Consider the following 20,455-nt stretch of genomic DNA (forward strand, 5'->3'; position numbering starts at 1 on the left):
AACAGCAAATGCGCCATTCCCCTCGAAAGATCCCGGAAAAGTGCCGAAATCGCTAAAATTGGCCTCTCGGCCGAAAACAATAAAAAGGCCGGGAAAACCCGACCTCTTCCTGTCACTCAGCCGACCGTTCCGGAAAATCCGTGGCCGGCAGGGCGAGCGACAAAATCAAGCGGCGCGAAGGTTGTCGGCAGAGCTCTTGCCCGTGCGCTTGTCCTTGACGATTTCGTATTCGACCTTCTGACCTTCGGTCAGTTCGCGCATGCCCGAACGCTCGACGGCAGAGATATGAACGAAAACGTCAGCAGAACCTTCGTCAGGCTGAATGAAGCCGAAGCCCTTGGTGCTGTTGAACCACTTAACGGTACCTGTGCTCATAACGATTCCCTTTCAATCGTTGGACTAACCGGAGAGATATTCGACCGGCCTATCGATCTTGAGAGGAAATCTGGCGTGCGCCGCTGGCGCGTAGACAAAGGTCACTAGCAATCTTCGATGGGCGCAATATAGACTGCCAGCGGTCAAACACAAGAAAAAAGGCCGATGCCCCCTTGGCGGCGCTTCCCCATACAGAGAATGCGCCGGGCGATCAGGCTGTTTTTACAGGTGTAACCAGCGGTTTGTAGAGGATGATTTCGTCCGGCGCGGATTGCGAGGTGGGCAAGGGCGGAGGCATCGATGCTCCGGATTTGGCGCGACACCGGATTTCTCCGTCGACCATGCGTCCTCTGCAAAAACAGTACGACGAATCTTCGGGCTTCCTGCTACACGAAAGCGCTCGCCTCGCCGAGTTCGCCCGCCGAGATGGCGTGCGCTGACCCATTCAACGCTACCGACAGGCCCATCCGATGCAGAAGTTCCTTTCCGCAGCAGTCATCCTGCTGCTCTCCGCCACCACGTCGCTCGCCGGCGAATTTGCGTTCCCGTCCGACGCGCCGGTGGCAACCGTCACCATTCCCGATAGCTGGCAACCGTCCGAGACCGAATACGGCGTCGAAGGCACGTCCGATGACGGCGGCACCTATATCTCGCTCGACATCGCCGGCGACAGCGACATGGACGCGGTGATGACGCAGGTCTTCGCCTTCCTGTCCGAAAACGGCGTCGAGCCGGATCCGGCAACCCAGAAGGACAGCAAGGACACGCTGAACGGCATGCCGTTCGAGGCGATCGACTGGCAGGGCAAGGACAAGGACGGCCCGGTTTCCATCGGCGTCGGCATTATCGGCCTGTCGGCCGAAAAGATCGCCATCGTCACCTATTGGGCATCGGTCGAAACCGAAGACAAGAATTTGCCGGAGGTCGGCAAGATTCTCGCGACCGTCAAGCCGGTCAAGTAAACGGGCACCAAAGCCGGCAACAACAGGTGGCGGGAGCCGCCGCCACCTGTTTTCGACCAAGGTTCGGCATTCAAAGGCCGGGTTGAGCGCCCCTGGTTTTTCCGGCTGCGTCTATTTGCGGCAGCGGAATTGGTTTCTTTTACCGCCAAAAAAGGCTAGGGGAGCTTAACCCCGCGCTGATGACCGTCCGGGGAACCATGTTTCGGGATGATCTGAAAGCACTATGACGATGGACACTGCTGCCCACAATTCGTGCGTCTACCGCGCTGCTCTTGCAGTCACGTCGGCTTCGGCCGCCGCCTCTGCGCCTCTTGCGAGCCAAGAGATCGGAGGGCGTTCATGAGCGCGGCTCTGGAATTTTCCGCCGAGGCGGCCGATGTGGACGACAGCCGCGACGCCAAGGCGTGGTTGAAGATCATCAATGCCTATCGCCAGCCGAATCTCAAGCGCAGCACGTTTGAGCTCGGCGTGACCTGCCTTGCCTTCGTGCTGCTCTGGGTCGCCAGCTGGGCGCTTCTGCACTACGGCTACTGGGCGGGCCTGCTCCTGACCATCCCGGCCGCGGCCTTCCTGCTGCGCCTGTTCATCATCCAGCACGATTGCGGCCACGGCGCGTTTTTTGCCCGCCGCCGTTTCGACGATTGGACCGGCCGCATTCTCGGCGTGTTCACACTGACCCCTTACGACTACTGGCGTCGCGCCCATGCCGAGCATCATGCGTCGGCCGGCAATCTCGACGAACGCGGCATTGGCGACATCACCACGCTGACGGTTGCCGAATACAAGGCGCTGTCGGCCCGCGGCCGTCTTCTCTATCGCCTCTATCGCCATCCGCTGGTTCTGTTCGGCATCGGCCCGGCCTGGGTCTTCCTGCTCAAGCAGCGCCTGCCATTCGGCATGATGCGCTCGGGCGCACTGCCCTGGATCTCGACCATGGCCACCAATGTCGGCATGGTCGTGCTTGCCGCGATCCTGATCTGGGCCGTCGGCCTGGGTCCCTTCCTCGCCGTGCATCTGCCGATCGTGCTGATGGCGGGAGCCGCCGGCATCTGGCTGTTCTACGTCCAGCACCAGTTTGAGGACACCCATTGGTCGAACCCTCCGGCATGGCAGTTCCAGCACGCGGCCCTGCATGGCGCCTCGCACTATGACCTGCCCTGGGGCCTGCGCTGGCTGACCGGCTATATCGGCGTGCATCACGTGCATCACCTGTCGAGCAAGGTTCCCTATTACCGCCTGCCGGAAGTCCTGCGCGATCATCCCGAGCTGCGCGGCATCAGCCGCATCACCCTGCGCGAAAGCTTCGCCTGCGTGAAACTGGTCCTCTGGGACGAAAAGCTCGGCCGCCTGGTGTCCTTCCGCGAAGCCAATCGCAAGCCCGTCGCGGTGTGATCGACCAGTCAGTTAACTGAAACGAGGGGAGGGCGGATCGCTCTCCCCTTTTTTGTCATAGCCCTACGGCCTTGCGCAGCGCTTCGTTCATCCGCGATTGCCAGCCGTCGCCGGTTGCCCTGAAACGCGCGATCACTTCGGCATCGAGCCGGATGCTGATCGCCTGTTTCGGCGCCTCAGATTTCGGCCGTCCGGCGAGCTTGCGGTCGATTACTTCGGCGATTTCGGGAAAAGCCTCGCGCAACGGCCGGAATTCCTTCAGCTCTTCGTCGGTGGCTTCCGGATTGTCGCCAACCTCATCCCAGTCGCTGCGTGAATAGCCGCGGCCTTCTGTAAAGGCTTTCAAAGTCTTTTGGCGCTTCATCGGATCAGTCTCCTTTCCTGCACGTTTGCCGGGCGCATTGAGATAACGGATAGACCTTGCGAGCCGAGCAAAAGAAAGATCACCGCGATCGTTCCGTCTTCGAGTCGTCCGATTGCCTGTTGTCGTCCGCGCTTGGCTGGCCGAATGACAGCCGTCGAGAAAAAGTCCAGCGACAGGTCAGCGAAATCGAGCCCGTGCTTGTCGAGATTGGCGAGCCGTTTCGGTTCATCCCAGACGATCATCATAATTTATGTATATACGCAAATTTCGCAAGCCGGTATTCCGGCTTTTGAGGGGAAATCCGCCTGAAACCAGCCAAATGACGGCCGGCCGAAACCCTCAACCGCGCTGCGGCAACAGGATCACCATGGCGCCGACCAGGCAAATGGCCGCCCCCGCCAGATCGAACCGATCCGGCCGCTGCCCTTCGATCAGCCACAGCCAGGCGAGCGAGGCGGCAATGTAGACGCCGCCATAGGCCGCATAGGCACGGCCGGCCGCGTCAGACGGCACGAGCGTCAGCAGGAAGGCAAACAGCGCCAGCGACAGAAGGCCGGGCGCCAGCCATATTGGTGAATGGCCGAGGCGCCACCAGGCCCAGAAGGCAAAACAACCGGCAATTTCGGCAAGGGCGGCGCTGGCATAGATCAGAAAAAGCATGCCCGAGCCTGCCACGTGTCGGCCCGCACGTCCAGTATGCCCGCAGGTCGAGGAACGATACGCAGGCCGAGACTATCAGCCGCTGCGGCCCTGCAGGTTCAGCACATGGCAGACCCGCGGCACCATCTCGGCCTCCTTCGGGAAGCAGACGAAATAGCCCTGGATGCTGTCGACCCCGAGATGCAGGGCGGCCTCCATCTGCGCCTCGCTTTCGACGCCGGACGCGGTGATCGTGATGCCGAGATCATGGCCAAGGCCGATCACATGGCGGATGATCGCCCGGTCGACCGTATTGGTCAGCGCATTGCGGATCAGGCTTCGGTCGATCTTCAGTCGACTGAACGGATAGCGGCGCAGCGCCGACAGGCCGGCATAGGTGGCGCCGAAATTGTCGAGTGCCAGCGAAAAGCCGGAATAGCGCAACATTTCGATGGCAAGGCCCACCTCGACGGCATGCGATCCGTAAAGCGAATTCTCCGGCACTTCGATCTCGATCATGTCCGGCGACAGCCGGTACATGTCGAGCATCGCGTTCAACCGGCCGGCCAGATCGCCGGAACAGAGGTCGAAGGCGGTGGTGTTGATGCTCAATCGCCCGAAATGATGGCCGTCGTCCTGCCACGCGGCCGCCTGGCGAATGGTGTTTTCGAGCACGAAGTTGCGGATCGACAACGACATCGACGGGTCGCGGAAGATGCCGCGGAATTCCTGTGCTGCCGCCAGCTTGCCGGGCTCCGTGCGCCAGCGCAGCAAAGTCTCCAGACTGTCCACCTCCCGATGGCCGACCGAATAGATCGGCTGGTAGATCAGCTCGAAGCGACCCTTCTCGAGGGCCCGTCTGGCATTGTTCACCAGCACGACATGGTTCAGGCCGCTATCCACGCTACACCTCACACAGGACCGGCAAAATGCCCGCCACCGATAATCTGCCGCTTATAACCCAGTATCCGTTGCGCTTCGGTGAATCACCAGCCCCATTTCACGCTGAGGTTTAACGGGTCAAATATTGTGGTTCCGTTCCACTGTGCTGGTCTGGAACAGCCGAAGCTTTCATCGGTGTAAATGCGCCCGTTGCCATATTGAATAAAAACAGAGACTTTCGGCCCTCGCAATTCATCTTGCCCGGGGGGCGCCTTGAACAGGCGGGCGGCAAGACACGTGCCTCACAAGACAGGAGACCATCAACAAGACAACAGGATGCAACCCTGTCGCCTTTGTTGTCGTCCTCGATCGTGTCAACGGGGATCCTGGCTTAGCGCCTGAGGCTTCCCAGGATGCCGCGCACCAGTGCCCGGCCGACGGAGGTGGCGACAGAACGCGCCGCACTCTTCATCGCCGCCTCGATCACCGTTTCGCGCTGGTAGCCAGACGACTTGCGTGTCGGCTTGCGGGCGCCATCGTCGTCCGCCGTGTCGTCGTCGCCAAAACCCGGCAGCGTCCAGCGGCCGGATGCGCTGTCTTCCGCCTCGCCGTTTTTCGCCCGTTCCTCCGCCGCTTTCTTGGCAGCGGCGGCCTCGGCCGCCTTGGCGGCGCGGGCATTGAGAATCTCATAGGCCGATTCCGCATCGAGGTCCTGATCATACTGGCCGGCGACAGGGCTGAGGTTCATCACCTTCTGCCGTTCCTGGTCGGTCAGCGGTCCGACCCGGCCGGACGGCGGGCGCACCAGCGTGCGCTCGACAATCGACGGCGCGCCCTTGGCTTCCAGCGTCGAGACCAGCGCCTCGCCGATGCCGAGCGTGGTGATCGCGGTGGCGCAATCGAAGGCCGGGTTCGGCCGGAACGTGTCGGCCGCCGTCTTCACCGCCTTCTGCTCGCGCGGCGTATAGGCTCTGAGCGCATGCTGCACCCGGTTGCCGAGCTGGGCGAGCACCGTTTCCGGCACGTCGAGCGGGTTCTGCGTGACGAAATAGACGCCGACGCCCTTGGAGCGGATCAGCCGCACCACCTGCTCGACCCGTTCGGTCAGAACCTTCGGCGCGTCGTTGAACAAGAGATGCGCCTCGTCGAAGAAGAACACCAGCTTCGGCTTGTCGAGATCGCCGACTTCCGGCAGTTCCTCGAACAGTTCCGACAGCAGCCAGAGCAGGAAGGTCGCATAAAGACGCGGGTTCATCATCAGCTTGTCGGCGGCCAGCACCGAGATCGCCCCGCGACCGTCATTTGTGGTGCGCATGATGTCGGTGATCTTCAGCGCTGGTTCGCCGAAGAAATTCTGCGCACCTTGCTGTTCGAGCACCAGCAGCCCGCGCTGCAGCGTGCCGATCGAGGCCTTGGAGATCAGGCCGAACTGGCTGGAAAGCTCGCTGGCATTCTCCGCCATATAGGTCAGAAGCGATTGCAGGTCCTTCAGGTCGAGCAGCGGCAATCCGCCCTGGTCGGCAATCTTGAAGGCGATGTTGAGCGCGCCTTCCTGGGCTTCCGATGCGTTCATCAGCCGCGACAAAAGCAGCGGCCCCATCTCGGCGACGGTGGTGCGCACCCGGTGGCCCTTTTCGCCGTAGAGATCCCAGAAGATCACCGGGAATTCGGCCGGCGCATAGTCGGTGAAGCCGATCTGCGCCGCCCGTTCTGTGATCCAGTCCTTCGGTTCGCCCATGGCGGCAATGCCCGAAAGGTCGCCCTTGATATCGGCGGCAAACACCGGAACGCCGGCCTCGGAGAAGCTTTCGGCCAGCACCTGCAGCGTCACCGTCTTGCCGGTGCCGGTGGCGCCGGTGACGATCCCATGGCGGTTGCCATATTTCAGCGCCAGATATTCGCCCTTGTTCAGGCTGTCGTCCGGATTGCGGCTGGTGCCGATATAGAGTTCGCCGTCTTTCAGCATATGCACTCATCTCCCTGGCGCGTCATGCAATCGTCTGCTTGCTCTTATAAGGATAGTGTGGAACATCGACAACGTCCGGTAACGGTCATTCTGGCCCGTCAACTGAACTGTTGTTGGGGCTGGCAACTGGCCTGTCATGTGCGTGGTATCCGGAAGGCGCGGAACGGTTGCCAAGGCAGGCGCCGCAAGGCAGAAACAGGGCAGAAACAGGGCAGAAGCCGGAGCGCAGGCTGGGGCAGGGCGCGCGACAGTGCGGCCCGTCGGTTTTGCACCGATTATCGGGCCGCACCGCAAGCTTCCGCCTAAGTCCACTTGAGTTCAGTGAAAACTTCCATTACGTTGACGTTAACGTCAATATTCCAAGGGCAGGAGGCCTCCAAATCATGAGCGAAATCGTCACCCGCATCGCCGACAATGTCGGCATTTCCCCTGACCTCGCCGAAAAGGCGCTCGGCATGATGCTCGGCTTCCTGCAGCGCGAAGCAGCCGACGGCCCGGTCGCGAAGATGATCGAAGCCATTCCGGGTGCGGCCGAGCTGGTTGCCGCCCACAACGGCGAAGGTGCGGGCGGCGGCGGCCTTCTCGGCGGCCTGATGAGCGCCATCGGCGGCGGCGGCATCATGGGCCTCGGCCAGCAGCTGATGGCCCAGGGCCTCGGCATGGGCGAGATCTCGACGCTCGCCAAGGAAACCATGGCCGTCGCCCGCGAATATGCCGGCGCCGAAACCGTCGACGAAGTCATCGCCTCGGTCCCGGGCCTGAGCCAGTTCGTCTGAGCATTTCCGCCGGACAGAAAGTTCGATATGAATCTCTCTTCTCCCCGCAGGCGGGGAGAAGATGCCGGCAGGCAGATGAGGGGCAAAACCAAGGACTGGCGGTCAGCTCGTAAGGAGCCTGCCATCCGACGACCGTCCAAAGTGCGGGATCGCGCGAACTGGTCGCGGGAAAAGTCCGACGATCTTTGTTTGCGCTTGGTGAGCGAAATATCGCCCCACAGCCTACATGAATTGCGATCCGGCCCGAATCGGCACCCATCGAACAGCCCCACCTTTATGCACGATCGTTCATTCAATCATTATAATGCGCGTTCGCCCGGCTGCTCGTTTGACGTTTATCAAATTTAGGCATGCGTGATTCAGCAATTTAGTAACTCTTAACGTAAGGGTGCTTTTATCGTGCTCAGTCAATCTGGGGACGAAGCAATGGCACTGAGTAACTATCTGAATGCAAACCGAATGGCGGAAGACCTGGCGGCGCTGGCCAACTCCCAGGCGATGATCTGGTTCTCTCCCGATGGTCTGGTCCTCGATGCCAATGCGAATTTCTGCAAGGCACTCGGTTATGACGTCAAGGAGATCATCGGCAAGCATCACCGGATCTTCTGCGAAGACGCGATCGTCAAGTCCCCGGACTATGGCCGCTTCTGGTCGGATCTTTCCGCTGGAAAATTCCAGAGTGGCCAGTTTCGCCGTCAGAGCAAGGCGGGTGCCGACGTCTGGATCGAAGCGAGCTACAACCCGGTCTTTCATGGCGGGCGGGTGGTCCGCATCCTGAAGATCGCTTCCGACATCACGACAAGCAAGATCACCGCGCTGCATGACGGCAACCGCATTCGCGCCATCAATCATTCCCAGGCGATCATCGAATTCGAACCGGATGGCAAGATTGTCCAGGCCAATGAAAACTTCCTGACCACCATGGGCTACGATGCCCAGGAGATTGTCGGAAACCAGCATGCAATGTTCTGCGACAAGGCCTATGCGCAGACGTCCGAATATCGCGATTTCTGGACGCGTCTGCGCGCCGGCGAATTCATCGCCAGCAATTTCGTCCGCTACGGCAAGGGTGGCAAGCAGGTCTGGATTCAGGCGGCTTACACGCCGGTGTTCAATTCGCGTGGTGCCGTGTACCGCGTCATCAAGGTCGCAACCGACATCACGCCACGCATGGTCGCCGTCCGCACCATAGGTGCCGCCATCAAGCGGCTGGCCGATGGCGACTTGACGGTGGAAATCGTCGACAAGCTTGATCCGGTTCTCGAAGAAACGCGCGTCGATTTCAACACAGCGGCCCGCGCGCTGGAAAACACCGTCGCCTCGATCGTCGAATCGGCCCAGGCGCTGGCGCAGAATGCCCGCGTCATCAACGAGATTTCGGCCGGCATTGCGTCGAATGGCGAAAGACAGGCGGCGACTGTCGAGGAAACAGCCGCTGCCCTCGAAGAGATCACCACGACCGTGCGCGACACCTCGGCCCGCACCGCCGAGACCACCCGCCTCGTCGGCGTGACGCGCAGCGATGCCGAAGCCTCGGGCGGCGTGGTGCGCCAGGCGACCTCGGCCATGGGCGAGATCGAAAGCTCTTCGCGCGAGATCGAAAACATCATCGGGGTGATCGATGAGATTGCTTTCCAGACCAACCTTCTGGCGCTGAATGCCGGCGTCGAGGCGGCCCGTGCCGGGGAAGCCGGCAAGGGTTTTGCCGTCGTCGCCCAGGAAGTGCGTGAACTGGCCCAGCGCTCGGCAAGTGCTGCCAAGGACATCAAGAACCTGATCGCAAAATCCGCCGAAGCGGTCCGTCAGGGCGTGGCCCTGGTCGACAAGACCGGCGTCGCTTTGCAGTCGATCGTCAACCAGGTCCAGGAGATCGACGCCAATGTCGATGCCATCGCGACCGCTGCCCGCGAGCAGACGATCGGCATCAACGAGATCAACGCGTCGATCAACAGTCTCGACAAGGTCACGCAGCAAAGCGCTGCAACCGTCGAGGAGGCAAATGCCACAGCCGCGACGCTCTCCGAAGAGGCAAATGCGCTGTATGTGCTGATCTCGCAGTTCAAGACCAGCCAGTCCCTGACCGCCGAAAGGCCGCGCCGCGCGGCCTGATTGGGCTCACCGCTCTTCTCCCCGCCCGCGGGGAGAAGATACCGGCAGGCGGATACGGAACAAGCCCGGGGGCTTGGCGATCCGAGCGCTTACGCTGAGGTTCCAGCGGGAAGCACACCCGCCGCCGGCCATGTCGACAGGGCTTGTTCGGCAACAGCTTCCAGCGTGTCGCGGCTGAAACCCGCTTTGGCCTGTACCGCCATGCCATGCAGCACAGCCATGAGGAAAGCCGCCAGCGCATCGGGCTTGGCTGTCGCGGGCAGGTCGCCCTCTGCTTTCGCCCTTTCGAAACGGGCGCGCAATTGCGCCTCAGCCGTTGCGCGCGCCTCGATCAGGATCTGCCGAACCGGCTCCGCATCATCCGATCCTGCCAGAACGCCGTTGATACCTAGGCAGCCCGTATGCTCGGGATACCGTGTGTTCAGGTCAACAGCATTGTGCAGAATATGCGCGGCAACCTCCCGCGATGTCTCAAGGTTCAGTGCCGCCGGAACATAGTCGAGGAAGCGTTCGTAGTAGCGCGCGAGGACTTGGCGAAACAGCATCTCCTTGTTGCCGAATGCGGAGTAGAGGGCGGGCCTCTCGACACCGGCTGCCGCTGTCAGGTCGGCATAGGACGCGCCCTCATAGCCCTTGCGCCAGAACACGCACAACACGGCGTCGAGGACTTTCTCCACGTCAAACTCGCGATGGCGTCCCATCAGGTGGTCTCGGATGATTTCATAATGACCATTATTAATCCTCTTGACGTCTTTCGTCAAATTTCATACCGATCATTATCGTAACGAACGTTACGAAAAGTTGTCCGCTCGGTGGATGGCATCAAATTCAACATTGAAGGAATGAGGATATGTCGGAGACATTCAAAGGCAAGGTCGTGCTCATCACCGGCGGTTCACGCGGGCTGGGAGCGGCCACGGCGGAAGCGTTCGCCAATCACGGCGCAGACGTGGCGATCAGCTACGCCTCATCCGCAGACAAAGCCGAAACCGTCGTGGCAAAATTGAAGGCAAAGGGCGTCCGCGCCATCGCGGTCAAGAGCGACCAGTCAGACCTCAACTCAGCGAAGCCACTGATCGATCGGGTCATGGCCGAATTCGGCCGGCTCGACATCCTCGTCAACAACGCCGGCATCGCGATCCAGGGGCAGTTGGTCGATGATCCGGAACTCGACGGCGAAAACTACAATCGCCAGTGGCAGGTCAATGTCATGGGTACGATCGCCAACACGCGCGCGGCAGCCTCCAAGCTGACGGACGGTGGCCGGATCATTTTTATCGGTTCGCTGCTCGGCGCTGCTGTGCCCTTCCCAGGGGTCGCCGACTATGCCGGGACGAAATGGGCGCTGGCCGGATATGCCAAGGGCATTGCCCGCGACCTTGGCCCGCGCAATATCACCGTGAACGTGGTGCAGCCGGGCATAATGCCGACGGACATGGCAGCCGACGTTGCCGGCGAGCTTCCCAATCGTGACGCCATTCTGGACATGCATCCGATTCGTCGCATCGCAACGCTTGAGGAAGTGGCGGAAACCATCTGCTTCCTTGCCGGACCCAACGCCGGCTACATCAACGGCGAGACCGTGAATATCGCCGGCGGCCTCGCAATCTGATCACGCGGCGTATGGCTGAGCGTCGACCGAGGCTCGGCCATACGGCTGCGGAAGGCCAGGGAAGACGAGGGAAGGCGAGGGAAGGCCAGAGGCAGGTGTAGGAAAGCTGGCAGGATCGGGTCGACGTTGGGGCTGAGACGGATCTTCACGCCTCTCTCGTCTTGTGTTTCGGCTGGTGATGCGCCGGCCGGAGCAGGCGGTGGATCATCGTGCCGATCCGCCGTCTCATGTTGCGCAACACGCGGCTCCACACCAAAGTCTGCTCGTCGAGAAAGATCACATTGACCGGCAGCGATGACATCGTCCGCTCGTCGGGGCGCAGCGGTCCGTCCGGATCTGTCACTTCATAGAAGCATTCATAATCCGGCCATGTATAGCCGTCTTCCCATGTCCAGCAATTATGCGCCTGATAGTGCTGCATCAGTCGGGCGCCGAGCGCCTTGTCGGTCGGCATGAATGCCGATGGCGCACCGAGGCGAGGGGTGTTTCGCTCCATGAAATTGAGCACCCTGTCGCTGACATAGCTGCTGACGAACAACCGGAAATCGCGCTGACGCTTGATGTGCGAGACGGCCCGAAACACCTGCACATGCTCTTCATGGCCATATTCACCCCAGGGATTGTGGGTGACGACGATATCTCCCGCCTCCAGATGCGCCTCCAGCGCTGCCGTCAGCAGATCGAAATTCTTCGCATAGGCATCGCTGTTGCGATCGCAGCGGATGCCATAGACGGTTTCCTCGGGCTTGCGCCAGTTGGTCGTCTGATAGGTATTGGATTCGGTGATGGCGAGGTCGACCACGGTCTTCAGCGGAAAGTCCTGAAACACCGTCCGGCGTCCCTGGCTGATATCGCCGCTATTGGGCGCCTCGTTGTAGCAGATGATGATCTTCTTGGCGGATGCCAGGATCGAACTCGCCCAGAGAACCTCGTCATCCGGATGTGCCATGACAACCACGGCGCCGTTGAAATCATCCAATGTCATCATCAGGAAATATCTCTGTCTTGCAGCATGATCGCCGGGCCGGGTCCACGTCCATTCTGCCCAGCGCGCCCGTATCGACCAGCATCCGCAACAAAGCCGGCGTCAAAAAGCCAGGCCCCGTTTGCACGCGTCGCATCCATCGTCCCGCACCAATCGCCGCGTTGTCTGCAGGCTCTGGTGACGCGCCATCAGGGCGCTCCGGTTACAAGGCTTGGCCGGCGATGGACCGGCGCAAGTGGACAGTAGAAAAGGCTGATTGTATTGAGATCAGGTTATCATGGCGGTTGTATCGACCATGTTTCTGCCCGGATCGCGAATATTTGATCGGATAGGGTGGCAGCGCAGCCGTATTTTGCCATTCTCTGCCAGCCGGACCGGCCGCGACGGCACCATAGGGATGAGGCTCCGGATACTCGGCGCCGGCTGTTGTGCCAAGCTGCTCGGAGGCACCGGCCGGGGCCGACGCTCGCTCCACAGCGATCCGGCAACCGCCTTCGCGCGTCAGGCGATGCCCCTGTAGAACAGATGCCGCCCGATCTTCCGTTCCATGACGGCCTGTGGGGATTTGCGCACCCAGCTTGGGCTGCCGATCGATGTGGAATGATAATGCAGCACCGCGTCGCTGAGGTGATCGATCTTGCCGGCCAGAGCGTCGCCGGCGACGACGAGGCATTCATCGAAGTCGTCATCCGCGCCCGGTTGAAGATGGATGATCTTTGCCCGGTTCGGATCATTGGCGTTCCAGCAGGAAAATTGAAAGGGCTGCAGGCAGACCTCGATGATGCTGTCCGGATAGCGCGGCGATGCTCGGCGGTTCAGGACAACCTCCGCCACGGCCTGGCGCCCCATCTCGCTTTCGCTGCGCGCCTCGCCATAGATCGTCCGCGCCAGAATCAACTGCTCGTCGCCGGTGGGCATGTCCACCGGTGTCAGGGCGCGGATCGATGCCACCCGGCTGAGGTCGAAGGGCTCGGTGCGCACCGTGTCGTCCTGGTTGCCGCCGATACAGGTCAGCTTGCGGGAACTCTCCATCCGGCTGAGCGCAAAACAGGCATGCCCGGTTGTGCCGGTATTCTTGCCGGGATGCAGCACCACGACCGCACCCTCTAGCACGGCCTGTACCTTGGGGTCGGTCAATCCGCCCTTGCGCAATTCGACGGAGCCCCAGGTCTTCCAGCTTTTTGCCGTGGCGGCCTGTTCGACGATCGGTGCGCCCGCCTGCGTCAGGCACCAGGCGACGAACGCGCCGCACCACGGTTCCACGGTAGGAGGACGATAGGTTGTCGTGCTGAAATAGTCCTTCACCCGGGCCTTGCCGGCCGGCGTGGTTTCGCTGACATCGGCTTGTGCCCAGAACGTCTCCTCGGCCTGCGCGAGGGCCACCCAAGGCGTTCCGCCCGCAAGGGCGCTTGCCGGGGGAATGGCAAATTCGGGAAAATGTTGCTTCAGCTTGGAAAAGCCGACCTGGAACGCATCGTTCAACACGGCAGCCGTCTTCTCGACGAACTCGTCCACCGTGGTCGCATGACCGGCAAGTCCCTGCCGCAGGAAGCGCGGTCGGCGGTCGATCAGCGCCTCCCGGTTGCCAGGCTCCGGATAAAATGGCGCAAGCGCATCGGCGACCGGCGTCTGCGCATTGCCCTCGACATGGATCCGGTCGATGGCAAATGCCGCCTTGGCGCCGACCAACCGGGCCTGGAAGAGAAGCAGGAAGCTCGGAATGAAGCTCTGCTCCGGCTCGGCAATGCCGGCGGTAACGCCCTCCGCCTCCAGAGTCTCCCAGTCGCGCTGGGTGAGGAACTGCGCTGCGGTGACCTGCGAGAGCGGGTTGAACCGTTGAAACGGCCCATATCCTGCCGCCGGATTGGCGGCGACAAAGTCAGCCCATTCCTCTTCGGTAATCTGGAATGGCCCGATGGCCGACGTTCCAGGCAGCCGGTTGTCGAACTTCATCAATTCGCTTTCGATCCAGGCCAGCGCGATCAGATAGTCCGCAAGGATCGCCGGCGCCCCGTCCGTTTCACTGGCATGGGCCTGGATTTCTATCCGGGCGCAGTGCTTGACGAATACGTCCTCGTCCACCGGCGGCACATCGAATGACTTCAACGGGCCGACATGACCGAGCCCTATCCAGCCGGTGTCACCTACAGCGCCTGGGGTCGCCCTGTAGGTGACATGGCGCCAGCCCTCGGGTGCCGATACGTTCTGATCCGACGAAAGGTCGAGATAGATCAGGTCGTCAATGGAAAGGACATTGACCAGAGCAGTGTCCGTCGATGGCTCTGGATAGAGCCGTGCTCGACGTTTCTGGCCAGACGCCACGACGACATAGACTTGCTCCATGGCCGGCTCCTATTGTTCGGCTGCCGTTGCGGCGGCGATTGCTAATTTCTTCACGAGTTCTGCGCTCAGCGACCTATTCTGTTTTTCGGTGGCGGCCTGCATGCCGTACAGGTTTCTCGCGTCGGCGATCCTGTCGCGCAGTTCCGGCGTGTTCAGCGTCACCGTCGCCTTGTCGAGGGAGGGAGGCTTCTTGATCACGGCGTTGAGGTCGTCGACCAGATCGGAAACCTTGTTCGGATTGTCGCGCATCACCACCGCCTCGTAGTAGTTCTGTACGCCCTTGTCGGGATCGCCCGCCTTGCAGCCCGATGTCGCCAGGAATTCGAACTCCGCCCGTAGCAGCGGGCCGGTATTGCGGGACCCCTGGGTGTCGCGATAGTTCTGGATGCCGGCCAGGGTGTCAGCCCCCGGCTTTCCGTCGTCCGGGACGCAGATCGCGCGTTGCACCAGCTTGATTTCGGCCTCCGTATAGCCGCTGTCCTTCGGAAAGATTGTGCCGCATTCCTTGCAGGAGATCTTGGGCCGGACCGGTTGCTGATCCGCCCGCATGCCCGCCGTGGCAGGACCCTTGCCCGACGTGAAGGCACTGATCGCATCCACTTCCTGCCGTATGTTCTCTGCCAGCGATTGCGGTGCGATCCCTGAGGCGGCGGCGAGTGCATATGTATTGCCGTCGAGCACGATCGTCTGAGGCGTGCAGATCCGCAGATAGCCGCGCAGCGCGAAGACCATTTCCGGACTTTTCGAAAATGCCACCTGCATGAACTGGCGGCGGAACTCCAGCCGCCGCTCATAGACGATCCGCTTGATCGTGGTGCTTTCCCACCCCATCAGCATGGAATTGTTGAAGGCGTCATAGAGCGAGCCGGTCAGTCCGAGCGCATGGGCGACATAAGCAATCGTGTCGGTGCTGGCGCTGGCGATCGTCAGCACGCTGGTTGCCGCGCTGCCGATGGCCACCAGCGAGGACTGCACGCGACCAGCCTCGATCCGCTTGGTGTCGATCCACGCCAGATAGTGGTCGCATCGCGCGTCGATATCGTTGAAACCGGCCTGCACCAGCATCGAATAGTCGCTGCAATGGGCCGAGGTGCCGCTGCGCTGCAGATTGGCCTGGTTGCAGAGTTCGCCGAAATAAGCGGCAATATTGTTGGTCGCCAGCGATGTCTGGCTGGAATACAGATCCTGCCCGACGCCTCTGTTGCCAAGCGCTGGAGTGCAGCCGGCGAGCAGGCACAGCGTGATGAAAAAGAGTATCCGCCGCAGCATCACGATCATGCCCTTTCAATTAAGACATGAAAGAAAATCTGCGCTCGCGCATGACGTGCGTCAATTGAAATTTATCAGAAGTTGAATAAAAAATTAGGCCCTTCCTGAAAAATCTCACACGTTCAGGAGAAATTTCATTCGGTGTGTTCGCTTAATTTATTGATACTAATTACTTTTATGCGGATAACTATGGGAGATAATCCACGGTTCGAACTATCGTATTGCGTGTATATGGTTGCTGCGGAGGCTGCTGTTCAAGATGTCAGGCGTTCGGCTTCACCCCTTGATCGCAATCCCGGCTTCGATCGCCGCTGCGATGAAGGCCTTGCGGGCATCCTCGTCGGTCTTCTTGCCGGCATCGACCGCCGCGCAGACCAGCAGGGCCGTATCGAGGGCTTTGCCGTCTTCCGCCGGCCAGTCCTCGATCAGCGCCCAGCAGGCGGCCATGGTGCTGTCGATGGTGACATCGGCACCCTCTTCTCCGATGGCGAGGATCACGGGCTGGGTCCAGGTCTTGTGCATGGTCTCGGGCTTTCGAACAGGCGCTTGGCAGCAGGGAGGGCCGGCAGGCGGCCCCGTTTCGTTCTCTATAGAGCCAAGCGCGCCATCCCGTCACTACACTATCTGTACTGGACGGCCCGCTGTCACAGGCTCATAGTTTCCGCTGGCAGGGATCTGCGCGGAGGATCGGCAATGTCGAATGACGGCTATCACCAGTTTTGCCCCGTGGCCAAGGCCTGCGAATTGCTGGAACCGCGCTGGACCATGCTCTTGCTGTGCGAGATGTGGTCCGGCTCAAGCCGTTTCAACGAGATCCAGCGCGGCGTGCCCGGCATCTCGCCGACGCTGCTCTCCAAGCGCCTGCGCGAGATGGAGGAGCGGGGCCTCGTCGAGCGCCGGGAAAGCCTGAACGGCAGCGAGATCCACTACCGCACGACGACCATGGCCAACGAACTGGAGCCGATCGTGCATGCGCTCGGCGAATGGGCCCATCGCAATGTTGATTCCGAAGTGTCGCTGGAGCATCTCGATGCCCGGCTTTTGATGTGGAACATCCGTCGCAAGGTCGATGCCGCTTTCCTGCCGCCGGACAGGCGGTCGGTGATCCAGTTCACCTTTCCCGACCTGCCACGCGACGAACAGAGTTATTGGCTGGTCGCCAAGCCCGGCGAAATCGTCGATCTCTGCTCGATCGATCCGCGCTACAATGTCGATCTCTTCATCCGCGCCGATCTCTACGCCATGACCGCCGCCTGGATGGGCCATTCGACATACCACGCCGAGATCGCCCGCGAACGCATCGCCCTGATCGGCGACCGCACGCTGGCCGCCACCATCGACCGCTGGCTGGTCCGCAGTTCCTATGCCGCGGTCTGTCCCAGCAATTCGAGGAAAAGTGCATAAGCGCTTTTCTGTCGGCAATTGCAGCGCCATTTTCCAGCAAATCCGACAAAATGAGACGATCGTCATGCTCGGCCTTGTGCCGAGCATCTGCCAAGGCCGGCCCAAGCCCGTAGTCAGCAGATAATACAATGCCAACAGCAAGACACAGCAGACCCTCGGGACGAGCCCGAGGGTGACGTTCGCGAGCGCTGACGCAACGTCGGAAACGAGGCCCCCGCCCATCCCCTTCACTACAGTTTCTGTATCGCCCGCTACACTTCCTGCACTGGCCGCAACCACGGTCCGGGGCGCATCCTTGGCATCAACAGGCAAGCGTTCTGAAACCTGCCTGTGACCCGATCCATCCATCCAGGGAGAAATGCCATGCCATCCCCCCAATCCTCAGTCCACCCGTCGCCATCTTCAGCCCCCATGCCGCCCGGATCTGCCGCTCCGATGGCCGATCTTGCCGCCGTCAAGGCGCGCCAGCAGGGCGCCTGGTCGTCCGGCGATTATGCCGTGATCGGCACGACACTGCAGATCGTCGGCGAAAACCTGTGCGAGGCGCTCGATCTGCATGCCGGCAGCCGCGTGCTCGATGTCGCCGCCGGCAATGGCAATGCGACGCTCGCCGCCGCCCGCCGCTGGTGCGACGTCACCTCGACGGATTATGTGCCGGCACTCCTGGAAAAGGCCAGGGCACGGGCGAAAGCCGAAGGTCTCGACGTGACCTTCCAGACGGCCGATGCCGAGGCGCTGCCCTTTGCCGACAAGAGCTTCGATGCGGTTCTGTCGACCTTCGGGGTGATGTTCACGCCGGATCAGGGCAAGGCGGCGGCCGAGATGCTGCGCGTGCTCAAGCCCGGTGGCCGCATCGGCCTTGCCAACTGGACACCGGAAAGTGTCATCGGCCAGCTGTTTGCCACCCTCGGCCGGCATCTGCCGCCACCGGCCGGCGTCAAGTCACCGGCGCTCTGGGGCACGCGGGCAAGGCTGTCGGAACTGTTCGAGGATGCGGCCGCGATCGAAACCACAAAGCGCAGCTACACCTTCCGCTATCGCTCGCCGGCCCATTGGCTGGATATCTTCCGCACCTGGTATGGCCCGGTGCACAAGGCATTTGCCAGCCTGCCGGATGACGCAGCCCGGGCCGCCCTCGAGCGCGACATCCTTGCCGTGATCAACCGCTCCAACCGCGCCGAAGACGGCACCCTGGTCATGCCGAGCGATTATCTCGAGGTCATCGTCACCGCCCGCTGAGGCGACCGGCTCGCCCACATCGATCTGAACAGGATAAAAGCCGTCGGAGCCTTCCGGCGGCTTCTTGCGTCGCGCCCATCCGTTGCCGCGAGCTGATGCGATATCCATCTTGACTTGACGTCCATCAAGGTCCATTTGCCCCTGATGGGTGCGCCGCAACAAATGCCACCCGAACCGAGGACAGGAAGATGAACCCCGACAGTCGAAGTTCGACGTCTGATAGCCCGCGAACAACGGTCATCTAGCCCTCGTCGAGGCGCCCGGTGACCGCAAGGTCGCCAAGGAGTGCCCCATGCTGCGCAATTTTTCGCGTCAAGCCGATCACATCGTGTCTGCAGATCCCGCGGCCCTCGAGCCGACCCCCGTCATCTGGTTCGACCTGCTCAACCCGTCGATGGCCGAAAGCCGCTCGGTCGAGGCCGCTCTCGATATCGCCATCCCGACCCGTGACGAGATGGAAGAGATCGAGCTGTCCGCCCGTCTCTACCAAGAGGACGGCGCCGAGTTCATGACGATGACGGCACTTGCCGGCCTTGATGGCGACGATCCGGTCAAGACGCCGGTCACTTTCATCCTCAAGGGCGAAAGCCTGGTCACCGTGCGTTATGCCGATCCCAGGCCCTTCGAGACCTTCGTCACCCGTGCCAAGCGATCCAATGGTCTGGTCTGCACCAATGGCGAAACGGTCATGCTCGGCCTGCTCGAATCGGTCATCGACCGTCTTGCCGACGTGCTCGAGCGCGTCGGCAACGAGATCGACGGCGTCTCGCGCGAGGTGTTCCGCTCCAAGGCCGCCAAGGTCAACAAGAAGACGCGCGATTTGCAGTCGCTGATCGAGCAGATCGGTCGCAAGGGCGACCTCTTGACCGGCGCCCGCGAAAGCCTGGTGTCGATCTCGCGTCTCGTCGCCTATCATGCCGCGCTGGAAACGCCGGCCCGCAAGGTGGCCAAGGAAACCCGCCAGCGCATCAAGCTTTTACAGCGCGACGCCGTCTCGCTCGGCGATCACGCCCAGTTCCTCCAGGGCAAGATCAATTTCCTGCTCGATGCGACGCTCGGCCTGATCAATCTCGAGCAGAACCAGATTATCAAGATCTTCTCGGTCGCCTCCGTCGCCTTCCTGCCGCCAACCCTGGTCGCCTCGATCTACGGCATGAATTTCGAGACCATGCCGGAGCTGCAATGGCAGATCGGCTACCCGATGGCGATCGGCCTGATGGTTCTCTCGGCAGCACTGCCCTATCTCTATTTCCGCCGTCGCGGCTGGCTTTAGGACAGGAAAAAGACGAGGGGACCGTCGCACCCGGCGACGGTCCTCATCTTCACATCAGGCCCTGACGGCGACCACGAACAGCCGCGGAAAACGCAACAGCCGCCGCCCGTCGGCAAGCGGCGCATAGACGCTGTCGATCCGCGCCGTATAGTCGGCCAGGAACGCCGCTTCGTGCGCCGCGCCGGCCGCTGCCAGATACGGCCGAAGGCCGGTGCCCCTGACCCATTCGACGATCGCCTGCGCATCGGCCATCGGGTGATTGTAGATCGTGTGCCAGACATCGACGCGGCTGCAGAGCGGCGACAGCGCGTCCAGATAGCGTGAGGGCTGCGGCAATGTCGTCCGGCGCAGGCGCGAGCCTTCAAAACGTGCGGCCCACGGCCCTGCAGCGCCGCTCTCCTCCATCAGCCGATGCGTCGGCTCGCCGAGATTGTCGGGCATCTGCACGGCAAGAACCGCGCCGGGACGAAGCGCCGCCAGCCATTGCTGCATCCGCGCCAGATGATCCGGGATCCATTGCAGCACGGCGTTGGCATAAAGCAGGTCGGTATCGGCCGGCGGTTGCCATTGGCTGAGATCGGCCGCGTCAAAACGGGTGTGCGGCAGTCGTGCCCGCGCCTTGTCCAGCATGTCGCCGTCGCTGTCGAGGCCGCTCACCGCATCCACACCGAAGCGTTCGACCAGCAATTCGGTCGAATTGCCCGGCCCGCAGCCGAGGTCGATCACGCTTGCGGCCGAGGCCAGCGGCACCTGCGCCAGCAGGTCACGCGCCGGGCGGGTGCGCTCATTCTCGAATTTCAGATATTGTTCAGCCGACCAGGCCATGGCGATACTCCCTTTGCCGACACTATAGCGTGGTGATTGC

General features: G+C 61.6%; 20 protein-coding genes. 8 read left to right on the top strand and 12 right to left on the bottom strand.

The window, feature by feature from the left end:
- Window positions 1-165 precede the first annotated feature (165 nt).
- Entirely contained in the window at window positions 166-375 is a 210-nt protein-coding gene (locus LQ231_RS07925) for a cold-shock protein (protein ID WP_007599595.1), read from the bottom strand.
- A 470-nt stretch (window positions 376-845) separates the two neighbouring features.
- On the opposite strand from LQ231_RS07925, the gene LQ231_RS07930 reads away from it, so the two are divergent.
- Both LQ231_RS07930 and LQ231_RS07935 read left to right on the top strand, forming a co-directional pair.
- Complete coding sequence (locus LQ231_RS07930) at window positions 846-1,337, top strand: histidine kinase (protein WP_113140634.1); 492 nt, start codon at window positions 846-848, stop codon at window positions 1,335-1,337.
- Between the two features lie 339 nt (window positions 1,338-1,676).
- A complete protein-coding gene (locus tag LQ231_RS07935; RefSeq protein ID WP_113140635.1) occupies window positions 1,677-2,729 on the top strand; it encodes a fatty acid desaturase in 1,053 nt (350 codons plus the stop codon).
- A 55-nt stretch (window positions 2,730-2,784) separates the two neighbouring features.
- Here the strand turns inward: LQ231_RS07935 and LQ231_RS07940 are convergent, their stop codons facing one another.
- The 5 genes from LQ231_RS07940 to LQ231_RS07960 all read right to left on the bottom strand — a co-directional run bounded on the left by LQ231_RS07940 (window position 2,785) and on the right by LQ231_RS07960 (window position 6,580).
- Entirely contained in the window at window positions 2,785-3,093 is a 309-nt protein-coding gene (locus tag LQ231_RS07940; protein ID WP_230170937.1) for a BrnA antitoxin family protein, read from the bottom strand.
- On the bottom strand, window positions 3,090-3,338 hold the full coding sequence (locus LQ231_RS07945) for a BrnT family toxin (RefSeq protein WP_230170938.1): 249 nt from the start codon (window positions 3,336-3,338) through the stop codon (window positions 3,090-3,092). Before LQ231_RS07945 ends, LQ231_RS07940 begins: the two co-directional genes overlap by 4 nt.
- 94 nt (window positions 3,339-3,432) lie before the next feature.
- Window positions 3,433-3,753, bottom strand: coding sequence for a YnfA family protein (locus LQ231_RS07950; protein WP_113140638.1), 321 nt, complete (start codon window positions 3,751-3,753; stop codon window positions 3,433-3,435).
- A gap of 75 nt (window positions 3,754-3,828) precedes the next feature.
- Window positions 3,829-4,635 (bottom strand): EAL domain-containing protein, encoded by an 807-nt coding sequence (locus LQ231_RS07955; protein WP_113140639.1) that lies wholly within the window; start codon window positions 4,633-4,635, stop codon window positions 3,829-3,831.
- 370 nt (window positions 4,636-5,005) lie between these two features.
- Window positions 5,006-6,580 (bottom strand): helicase HerA-like C-terminal domain-containing protein, encoded by a 1,575-nt coding sequence (locus LQ231_RS07960; RefSeq protein WP_230170939.1) that lies wholly within the window; start codon window positions 6,578-6,580, stop codon window positions 5,006-5,008.
- Window positions 6,581-6,963: 383 nt separating this feature from the next.
- Between LQ231_RS07960 and LQ231_RS07965 the strand changes: the two genes are divergently transcribed.
- Both LQ231_RS07965 and LQ231_RS07970 read left to right on the top strand, forming a co-directional pair.
- Window positions 6,964-7,356, top strand: coding sequence for a hypothetical protein (locus tag LQ231_RS07965; protein ID WP_113140641.1), 393 nt, complete (start codon window positions 6,964-6,966; stop codon window positions 7,354-7,356).
- Window positions 7,357-7,782: 426 nt separating this feature from the next.
- Window positions 7,783-9,465, top strand: coding sequence for a PAS domain-containing methyl-accepting chemotaxis protein (locus LQ231_RS07970; protein WP_230170940.1), 1,683 nt, complete (start codon window positions 7,783-7,785; stop codon window positions 9,463-9,465).
- Between the two features lie 89 nt (window positions 9,466-9,554).
- Here LQ231_RS07970 and LQ231_RS07975 read toward each other — a convergent pair whose 3' ends face one another.
- Window positions 9,555-10,166 (bottom strand): TetR/AcrR family transcriptional regulator, encoded by a 612-nt coding sequence (locus tag LQ231_RS07975; RefSeq protein WP_230170941.1) that lies wholly within the window; start codon window positions 10,164-10,166, stop codon window positions 9,555-9,557.
- A 149-nt stretch (window positions 10,167-10,315) separates the two neighbouring features.
- Here LQ231_RS07975 and LQ231_RS07980 point away from each other — a divergent pair, with 149 nt between their 5' ends.
- Window positions 10,316-11,077, top strand: coding sequence for an SDR family oxidoreductase (locus LQ231_RS07980; RefSeq protein ID WP_230170942.1), 762 nt, complete (start codon window positions 10,316-10,318; stop codon window positions 11,075-11,077).
- Window positions 11,078-11,222: 145 nt separating this feature from the next.
- Here LQ231_RS07980 and LQ231_RS07985 read toward each other — a convergent pair whose 3' ends face one another.
- The 4 genes from LQ231_RS07985 to LQ231_RS08000 form a co-directional block, all read right to left on the bottom strand.
- Window positions 11,223-12,065 carry a hypothetical protein gene (locus LQ231_RS07985; protein ID WP_230170943.1) on the bottom strand — a complete coding sequence of 281 codons (843 nt, stop codon included), beginning with the start codon at window positions 12,063-12,065 and terminating at the stop codon, window positions 11,223-11,225.
- A gap of 498 nt (window positions 12,066-12,563) precedes the next feature.
- The gene (locus LQ231_RS07990) at window positions 12,564-14,405 is read right to left on the bottom strand and encodes a cell wall hydrolase (protein WP_230170944.1); all 1,842 of its coding nucleotides are present in this window, start codon (window positions 14,403-14,405) and stop codon (window positions 12,564-12,566) included.
- A 9-nt stretch (window positions 14,406-14,414) separates the two neighbouring features.
- Window positions 14,415-15,683 carry a hypothetical protein gene (locus LQ231_RS07995; RefSeq protein WP_230170945.1) on the bottom strand — a complete coding sequence of 423 codons (1,269 nt, stop codon included), beginning with the start codon at window positions 15,681-15,683 and terminating at the stop codon, window positions 14,415-14,417.
- Between the two features lie 267 nt (window positions 15,684-15,950).
- Window positions 15,951-16,196, bottom strand: a complete 246-nt coding sequence (locus LQ231_RS08000) for a DUF982 domain-containing protein (protein ID WP_113140650.1) — start codon at window positions 16,194-16,196, stop codon at window positions 15,951-15,953.
- 171 nt (window positions 16,197-16,367) lie between these two features.
- Here LQ231_RS08000 and LQ231_RS08005 point away from each other — a divergent pair, with 171 nt between their 5' ends.
- From LQ231_RS08005 to LQ231_RS08015, 3 genes are all read left to right on the top strand, one after another.
- A complete protein-coding gene (locus LQ231_RS08005) occupies window positions 16,368-17,078 on the top strand; it encodes a helix-turn-helix domain-containing protein (protein ID WP_230170946.1) in 711 nt (236 codons plus the stop codon).
- Between the two features lie 435 nt (window positions 17,079-17,513).
- Window positions 17,514-18,317, top strand: a complete 804-nt coding sequence (locus LQ231_RS08010; protein ID WP_230170947.1) for a class I SAM-dependent methyltransferase — start codon at window positions 17,514-17,516, stop codon at window positions 18,315-18,317.
- A 292-nt stretch (window positions 18,318-18,609) separates the two neighbouring features.
- Window positions 18,610-19,590, top strand: coding sequence for a magnesium transporter CorA family protein (locus tag LQ231_RS08015; protein ID WP_230170948.1), 981 nt, complete (start codon window positions 18,610-18,612; stop codon window positions 19,588-19,590).
- Window positions 19,591-19,644: 54 nt separating this feature from the next.
- Here LQ231_RS08015 and tam read toward each other — a convergent pair whose 3' ends face one another.
- Window positions 19,645-20,415, bottom strand: coding sequence for a trans-aconitate 2-methyltransferase (gene tam, locus LQ231_RS08020; protein WP_230170949.1), 771 nt, complete (start codon window positions 20,413-20,415; stop codon window positions 19,645-19,647).
- Window positions 20,416-20,455: the final 40 nt, after the last annotated feature.

It is taken from the genome of Rhizobium sp. CECT 9324, assembly GCF_918741265.1.
GTDB lineage: Bacteria > Pseudomonadota > Alphaproteobacteria > Rhizobiales > Rhizobiaceae > Allorhizobium.